This is a genomic window from Synechococcus sp. R5-13 (assembly GCF_047462015.1).
Classification (GTDB): Bacteria; Cyanobacteriota; Cyanobacteriia; order Thermostichales; family Thermostichaceae; genus Thermostichus.
This window is the reverse complement of record NZ_JANSIL010000098.1, coordinates 1-7065: the sequence shown is the minus strand read 5'-3', so window position 1 is coordinate 7065 and position 7065 is coordinate 1. Positions and strand designations below refer to the sequence as shown.

Here is a 7065-nt window from a genome sequence, read left to right as displayed (position 1 = left end):
CGGCAGACAGGATGGACTCCTGCACCCAGGAACCCCTGTCCACCGGCCAAGAGCAAGATGCTATCCACTCGTTGATTTCCGGCAAAGTGTAGTTGTATACGTCCCGGCCAATCTCCAGCCACGCCAACAGCAAGGCCTCCGTCCCGCTGACGCGAGCGGCTTGTTGGGAGGCATCTGGATCAATCCGGTGCTTGTAGGTTACACCAGCATAAGTAGGTTTTGCTACAGATTTCGCTCAGGGGTATGGTGGGGATCCCTGTATCCCGGTGCTTACCCTGCGGGTAGAGCGCAGGACTGATTGCCCCCGCACCACCGTTAGCTAAATCGTTGAGTTGCTCTGCAAGCTAAGATCGGCAAACCCTGTTCCATCGATGAGGATCCGCGTCGGCCATGATGACCGTAATGGAGTTTTTCGCCCTCAGTGCTGGGGAGTGGATGTGCCAACGCACCAGCCATCACTTGGCTTTCCGCCGCTCTGAGGGTGGGAGGTCGCGGCTACAAATTGCCACCCTTGCGGCAACCGATCCAGCAGTCATCCGGGTTTGCGAGTTGTTCAGGGTGGATCCCCGACGAGCTGTGGGAGCAGCGCGGGTGCGGTGGGATGGCGAGCAGGAGTGGGACAACGAAGAGTACAAGGGAGACGTGGTGCTGGTACCTATCCCCGATGAGACCGATCCCATGCGCGGGCAGTTGCTGCGGGATCAGGGCTACGCTGAGAAAGTACCGGTGGCCGGTACCTATGTCATGGGATCCGATGGCGCCCTTACCCTTTACACCCAGTATGAGATGACTGAGTCGGAAGAGCGCATTTGGTTTGCCAGCCCCAACTTGCGCCTGCGGGCCAGCACTGTCAAGCGGTTCGGTGGCTTCAGCATGGCTTCTTTCTGCTCCGAGGTGCGTAAACTCTCCGTCGGCCCTTCTCCCACCCCTACGGTGGCCGAATCCAGCTCTTTCCGCAGCTAGAGCGTTTTCTCCTCAACCGCAACACGGGTTGTGCCATGCACCAAGTCTTGGATCTGGGGATTAACCTGCTCCACGCCAATCAACACCAGGCCGACCACAACCGGGAGCATTTTGATGCCTGGGGAGTAACCTGTCTGAACCTCATGAGCGCGCCGGGGGCGGGTAAGACGTCTTTGCTGGAGAAAACCGTGGTCGCTCTTGCCGGCTCGCTGCGCCTGGCGGTGATCGAGGGAGACATGACGACCCAACTGGACGCGGAGCGGTTGCGTCGCTACGGGATCCCGGTGATTGCCATCAACACGGGGCGGGCCTGTCATTTGGATGCGGCCATGGTGGCCGGGGGCTTGCAGCAATTGGAAGCACTGCTGGATCCCCAACAACTGGATTTGCTGCTGGTGGAAAATGTCGGCAACTTGGTCTGCCCGGCGGAGTTTGAGGTGGGGGAACACGCCAAGGTAGCACTGCTCAGCGTCACAGAAGGGGAAGACAAGCCTCTCAAGTACCCAATCATGTTTCGAGAGGCGGATTGTCTGCTGATCACCAAAGTGGATCTGGTTCCTGTGTTGGAGGTGGATTTGGATCGGATCCAGGCCAATATCCGCGAGATCAACCCTTCTGTGCCGATTTTTTGTCTTTCTGCCAAGACGGGTGACGGGCTGGAGCCCTGGCTGGGCTGGATCCGAGAGCAGATTCTCCTTGCCCAACACCGACGGCAGCCGCAGTGAAGGGTATCATACTGAGCATCTAGCCGTGGAACTCTCCTCACCTGAGCTGGCCAGGCAGGGGATGAGTTAGCACCTCTGGCGGGTCAATTTGCAGATAACTTGTGTGGATGGAAAATCCCGGCTATGGCCAATTTAAGTGACTTTGTACAGGGCATTGAGCAGTTGATCGAGCTGGCTCAGAAGCTGGACGAGAAAAAGCAAAGTGGAGAGCTGCGAACCGAAGTCCGCATCCAGGCCCGTCCTCTGGGCAGTTCTATTCCCCCTTCCGGCTCCATCCCCCGCCGCCGCAGCCCTGCCCAAACGGGGGATCCCCCCTGGAGCAGCGAGCCCCAAGTGATGTCTGCGGTTCGCTTCCAGGAACCGTCCAAGGCCGCTGTGCCCGACCCGCCAGCAACTTCTGCCGACCGCCCAGAGTCTTGGGCTGGGCCACGCCTCAAGGATGTGGGGGGACTGAGGGAACAGCTCCAAGCGCTGCGGGAGATGGTGGAGATCCCCCTCAAGCGGCCCGATCTGCTGGCCAAGCTGGGGTTGGATCCGCCCCGCGGCGTGTTGTTGGTAGGCCCCCCCGGCACCGGCAAAACCCTGACGGCCCGCGCCCTGGCCGAGAGCCTGGGGGTGAACTACATCGCCATTGTCGGCCCGGAGCTGATCGGCAAGTACTACGGCGAGGCGGAGGCGCGCCTGCGGCAACTGTTTGAAAAGGCAGCCAAATCGGCTCCCTGTCTGGTGTTTATTGACGAAATCGATGCCCTAGTGCCCAACCGCGCCACTGTCGAGGGGGAGGTGGAAAAACGCCTGGTGGCCCAGATGCTGGGGCTGATGGACGGGTTTGTGGCCCAAAAGGGGATCGTGGTGCTGGCAGCCACCAACCGGCCCGAGGCTCTGGATCCGGCTCTGCGGCGACCGGGGCGCTTTGATCGGGAGGTGATCTTCAAGGTGCCGGACCGGGAGGGGCGGCGGGAGATCCTGGCCATCCACACCCGCGGCATGCCCTTGGCGGAGGATGTGGATCTGGACAGCCTGGCGGATCAGACGCTGGGCTTTGTGGGGGCAGATCTGCGGGGCCTGTGCCAGGCAGCAGCCTATGCGGCTTTGCGGCGGCAGGTGCCCGATTTGGGATCCCCCATCCCCGAGTCCCTGACGGTAACCGCAGCGGATTTTCAACAGGCTCTGCAACAGGTGAAGCCGGCGGTGCTGCGCTCGGTGGAGATTGAATCCCCGCAGGTGAGCTGGGATCAAATTGGCGGCCTGGAGCACGCCAAGCAGATTTTGCAAGAGGCCATCGAGGGATCCCTGCTGCACCCTGAGTTGTACGAGCAGGCTCAGGCCCAAGCGCCCAAGGGCATCCTCCTCAGCGGCCCCCCTGGCACTGGCAAAACCCTGTTGGCCAAAGCCATCGCTTCCCAGGCCAAGGCTAACTTCATTGCCGTCTCCGGCCCGGAGCTCTTGAGCAAATGGGTGGGATCCTCCGAGCAGGCGGTGCGGGAACTTTTTGCCCGCGCCCGCCAATGCGCCCCCTGTGTCATCTTCATCGACGAGATCGACACCCTCGCCCCGGCGCGGGGAAGCTACTCCGGGGATAGTGGGGTCAGCGACCGCGTTCTGGGGCAACTGCTGGCAGAGCTGGACGGGATCCGCCCCAGCCAGGGGGTGTTGGTGGTGGCCGCCACCAACCGCAAAGCCAGTTTGGATCCCGCCCTCACCCGGGCCGGCAGGTTGGAGCTGCACCTGAGCGTGGAGCTGCCGGATCGCAGCGGGCGACGGGAAATTTTGGCCGTTCACAACCGCAAGCGTCCCCTGGGGCCTGATGTGGACTTACAGGGGTGGGCCGAGCAGACCGAAGGTTGGAGTGGTGCCGACCTGGCCCTGCTCAGCAACCGCGCCGCCATTGCCGCCATCCGCCGCCACCGCGCCACTTCCGAGACGGTGGATGCCAAAACCCTGGTCATCCAACAGGAAGACTTCTGTCGAGCCTTTGCCGAGCTGCAGCAGCAACGCCAAGCCGGCTGATCCCAGCCTGAGGGCTATTCCCATCACGCCAGCGGTTCGGAGCACCTTCAAACTTTCAAAATCAAAAGACTGGGATCCCTTGCCATTCTGGTTGGCTGTGGGCGTGGGCTGACTCACCGCAGGTGCGGGGGGTGGGAAAGATCTTGCCGGGGTTGGCGATGTGCTGGGGGTCGAACACCTGCCGCACCCATTGCATGCTCTCCAGATCCGCAGGCGTAAACATTTCCGGCATGTAGCAGCGTTTGTCTGCCCCGATGCCATGTTCGCCGGAGATGCTGCCCCCCAAGCGCACGCAGAGCTTAAGGATCTCGCCCCCCAGTTTCTCCACCTGCTCCAGGGATCCCGGCACCGACTCGTCGTAGAGGATCAAGGGGTGCAGATTGCCGTCGCCAGCGTGAAACACATTGGCCACCGGATAACCGTACTCACGGCTGAGGCGCTCGATTTCCTTCAAGACAAAGGCTAGCTGGCTGCGGGGGATCACCCCATCCTGAACATAGTAGTTGGGGCTGAGCTTGCCCATGGCGGCAAATGCTGCCTTACGTCCTTTCCACACCCGCGCCCGCTCTTCCGGGTCGGATGCGACTTGCACCTGTCGCGCCCCATTTTTGAAGCACAGCGCCCTCACCTGTTGGCCGGCTTCTTCCACCTCCAGTTCCAGCCCATCCACCTCCACCAACAAAATGGCCGCCGCATCCCGCGGATAGTAGCCCAACTGCACCACATCCTCCACGGCATTGATGCTGAAGTTGTCCATAATCTCCAGGCCGGCGGGGATGATCCCGGCAGCAATGATGTCGGAGACGGTGGATCCCGCCGCTTCCACACTGTCAAAGTCTGCCAGCAAAACCTGCACTTGAGCCGGGGCCTTGAGCAAGCGCAGGGTAATCTCGGTGGCAATGCCCAGGGTGCCCTCGGATCCCACAAACAGCCCCACCCAGTCGTAGCCGGGCATCTCCGGGAGCTTGCCTCCCCAGCACACCACCTCCCCATCCGGCAGCACCACCGTCAGGCCGAGAATGTGGTTGGCCGTCACCCCGTATTTGAGGCAGTGGACACCGCCGGAGTTCTCCGCCACATTACCTCCGATGGAGCAAACCGACTGGCTAGAGGGATCCGGCGCATAAAAGTAGCCTTGGGCGGCCACGGCCTGGGTAATCCAAGTGTTAATAACCCCCGGCTGCACCACCATGCAGCGGTTGTCCAGGTCGATTTCCAGGATCTGCTTCATCAGGGTGGTGGCGATGACGACGCTATTTTCCACCGGCAGGGCTCCCCCTGAGAGGCCCGTACCGGATCCCCGCGCCACGAAGGGCACCTGGTAGCGGCTGCACAGCTTCACCACCTGCGCTACCTCTTCTGTTGTGCGGGGCAGCACCACCAGCGCCGGCCTTTGCCGGTAGCTGACCAGCCCATCGCATTCGTAAACCAGCAGCTCCTCCGGCTTGCTGATCACCCGCTGGGGATCCAGAATCTTTTTGAGCTCAGCCGTCAGCCTAATCCAGTCGAAGGTGAGGCCGGTTTGCAGAGGATGAGAAGAAGTTTTTGCGCTGGCAGTGCGAAGCACTTTCATAACAGTAGGCTCAGCAGGAGTTTGGGAGGGGGATATTGTCACTATAGTCTTGCTGGCTCCAACAGATAGTCCATGCAGCCCAACTCCCCCAGCGCCGAACAAATCCTCAACCAAGTGCGGCAGCTCTACGAGCTCTACCCTTTCCCCCCGCAGCCCGTCGGCACTGTTCCCCCGCCGGGGTGGAATTGGCGCTGGAGTTGGCCCCAGGCCCATGCCTTTTGTACGGGATCCCATCCGGGTCGGCGCAGGGTGCGCATTCTGGATGCCGGCTGTGGCTCGGGAGTGGGAACGGAATACATCGCCCACCAAAACCCCAACGCAGAAATTTGGGCCTTTGATCTGAGCAGCCGCGCCCTGGAGATTGCCGAGGCCCGTTGTCGGGCTTCCCAGGCACCGCCGGTGCAGTTTCGCCAGCTCAACGTCTACGACATCGACCAGCTGCCGGGGCAGTTTGACTTCATCAACTGCGTGGGCGTGCTCCACCACCTGCCCGATCCGGTGGCAGGGCTGCAGGCTTTGGCCGGCAAATTGGCTCCCGGCGGGCTCTTGCACCTGTTTGTGTATGGTGAGCTGGGCCGCCACGAAATCCGCCTCATGCAAAAGGCCATCCGCCTGCTGGTAACGGGTTCTGAACACCAGACCCTTGCCTCGGCGGAGCAATTGCAGAGGGGTCTCCAGGTGGGCCGCCGCCTTTTCGAGATCTTGCCGGAAACCAACCGCATCCAGCAGCAAGAACGTGCCCGCTGGGCCATCGAGAACGTGGACGACGAATGCTTCGCCGATATGTACCTGCACCCCCAGGAAGTGGACTACACCATCGAGACTCTGTTTGAATTAATCCGGGCTTCCGGACTGCAGTTTCTGCGCTTTTCCAACCCGGAGTTTTGGCGGCTGGAACGGGTGTTGGGCCAGGACGAGGCCCTGCTGGCTCAGGCGGCTCAGCTGCCGGAACCGGAACGCTATCGCCTGATCGAGCTGCTGGATCCGGTGGTAGCCCACTACGAGCTGTTTCTCGGCAAGCCCCCCATCCGCTGCTGGGAATGGACAAGCCCGGAAAGTGTAGCATCAGCCATTGCCCACCTCAGCCCCTGTCTGGGCCTGTGGCCGGGGCGGAGCATTTTCAACTATGCTTACGAAGCCATCTCCCTGAGCGAAGAAGCCTTCGCCTTTCTCCAACAGGTGGACGGGATCCGCACCGTCCAAGAGATCCAGGCTGGCCTAGAGTGCCCCCTGAGCTTCGAGCAACTGCAACGCTTGCTGCGCTGGCAAGTGCTGCTGCTGGAGCCTCAAAACTCAGTCTCCTGAGAGTTTCTCGACTGCTGTCATTTGCCTCAGCGGGACGAACCTTGGCATTTGCCCTCTTGTTCTTCTATGGCTTATCCTAGAAAGCTGTGACCTTTAGCTCTGGCCCCGCGTATTCTGGGGTTGTCATCATGCCCAAAATCAAAACCCGCAAGGCAGCAGCCAAGCGCTTCCGCCTGACCGGCAGCGGCAAGTTTATGCGTCGCAGGGCCGGGCACAACCACTTGCTGGAGCACAAAACCAGCAAGCGCAAACGCAAATTGGCCGGTGTGGCCCTGGTGGACAAGCGGGATTTGGTCAATGTGCGCCTGATGTTGCCCAACACCCACTAGCCGGGATCCCGCTCGCGCCGGCAAGAAGATTTCAGGGGCTGGCATTGGCGACAGCAGTTCCGATCCCGTTAGCAGGACGGAGTGCTTCTACCCTTCAGCTAGAAATCGCAGGAGCCCCGCACTGTACCCGTAGGGTCAGTGTCGGGAGGAATGCGGAAGT

At 61.2% G+C, this 7065-nt stretch carries 6 protein-coding genes; 5 read left to right on the top strand and 1 reads right to left on the bottom strand.

The window, feature by feature from the left end; genetic code table 11:
• The first annotated feature begins 390 nt into the window (after positions 1-390).
• The 3 genes from NW840_RS08165 (at position 391) to NW840_RS08155 (ending at position 3698) form a co-directional block, all read left to right on the top strand.
• On the top strand, positions 391-963 hold the full coding sequence (locus NW840_RS08165) for a phycobiliprotein lyase (RefSeq protein WP_041436880.1): 573 nt from the start codon (positions 391-393) through the stop codon (positions 961-963).
• A gap of 35 nt (positions 964-998) precedes the next feature.
• Entirely contained in the window at positions 999-1688 is a 690-nt protein-coding gene (gene hypB / locus NW840_RS08160) for a hydrogenase nickel incorporation protein HypB (protein ID WP_414343585.1), read from the top strand.
• A gap of 123 nt (positions 1689-1811) precedes the next feature.
• Positions 1812-3698 carry an AAA family ATPase gene (locus NW840_RS08155; RefSeq protein ID WP_011434384.1) on the top strand — a complete coding sequence of 629 codons (1887 nt, stop codon included), beginning with the start codon at positions 1812-1814 and terminating at the stop codon, positions 3696-3698.
• A gap of 61 nt (positions 3699-3759) precedes the next feature.
• Here NW840_RS08155 and glcD read toward each other — a convergent pair whose 3' ends face one another.
• Positions 3760-5271: a glycolate oxidase subunit GlcD gene (gene glcD / locus NW840_RS08150; protein ID WP_414343583.1), complete on the bottom strand. Its 1512-nt coding sequence runs from the start codon at positions 5269-5271 to the stop codon at positions 3760-3762.
• A 72-nt stretch (positions 5272-5343) separates the two neighbouring features.
• On the opposite strand from glcD, the gene NW840_RS08145 reads away from it, so the two are divergent.
• A complete protein-coding gene (locus NW840_RS08145) occupies positions 5344-6576 on the top strand; it encodes a class I SAM-dependent methyltransferase (RefSeq protein ID WP_414343581.1) in 1233 nt (410 codons plus the stop codon).
• Between the two features lie 128 nt (positions 6577-6704).
• Positions 6705-6905 (top strand): 50S ribosomal protein L35, encoded by a 201-nt coding sequence (gene rpmI, locus NW840_RS08140; protein WP_414343579.1) that lies wholly within the window; start codon positions 6705-6707, stop codon positions 6903-6905.
• The last annotated feature ends 160 nt before the right edge of the window (positions 6906-7065 follow it).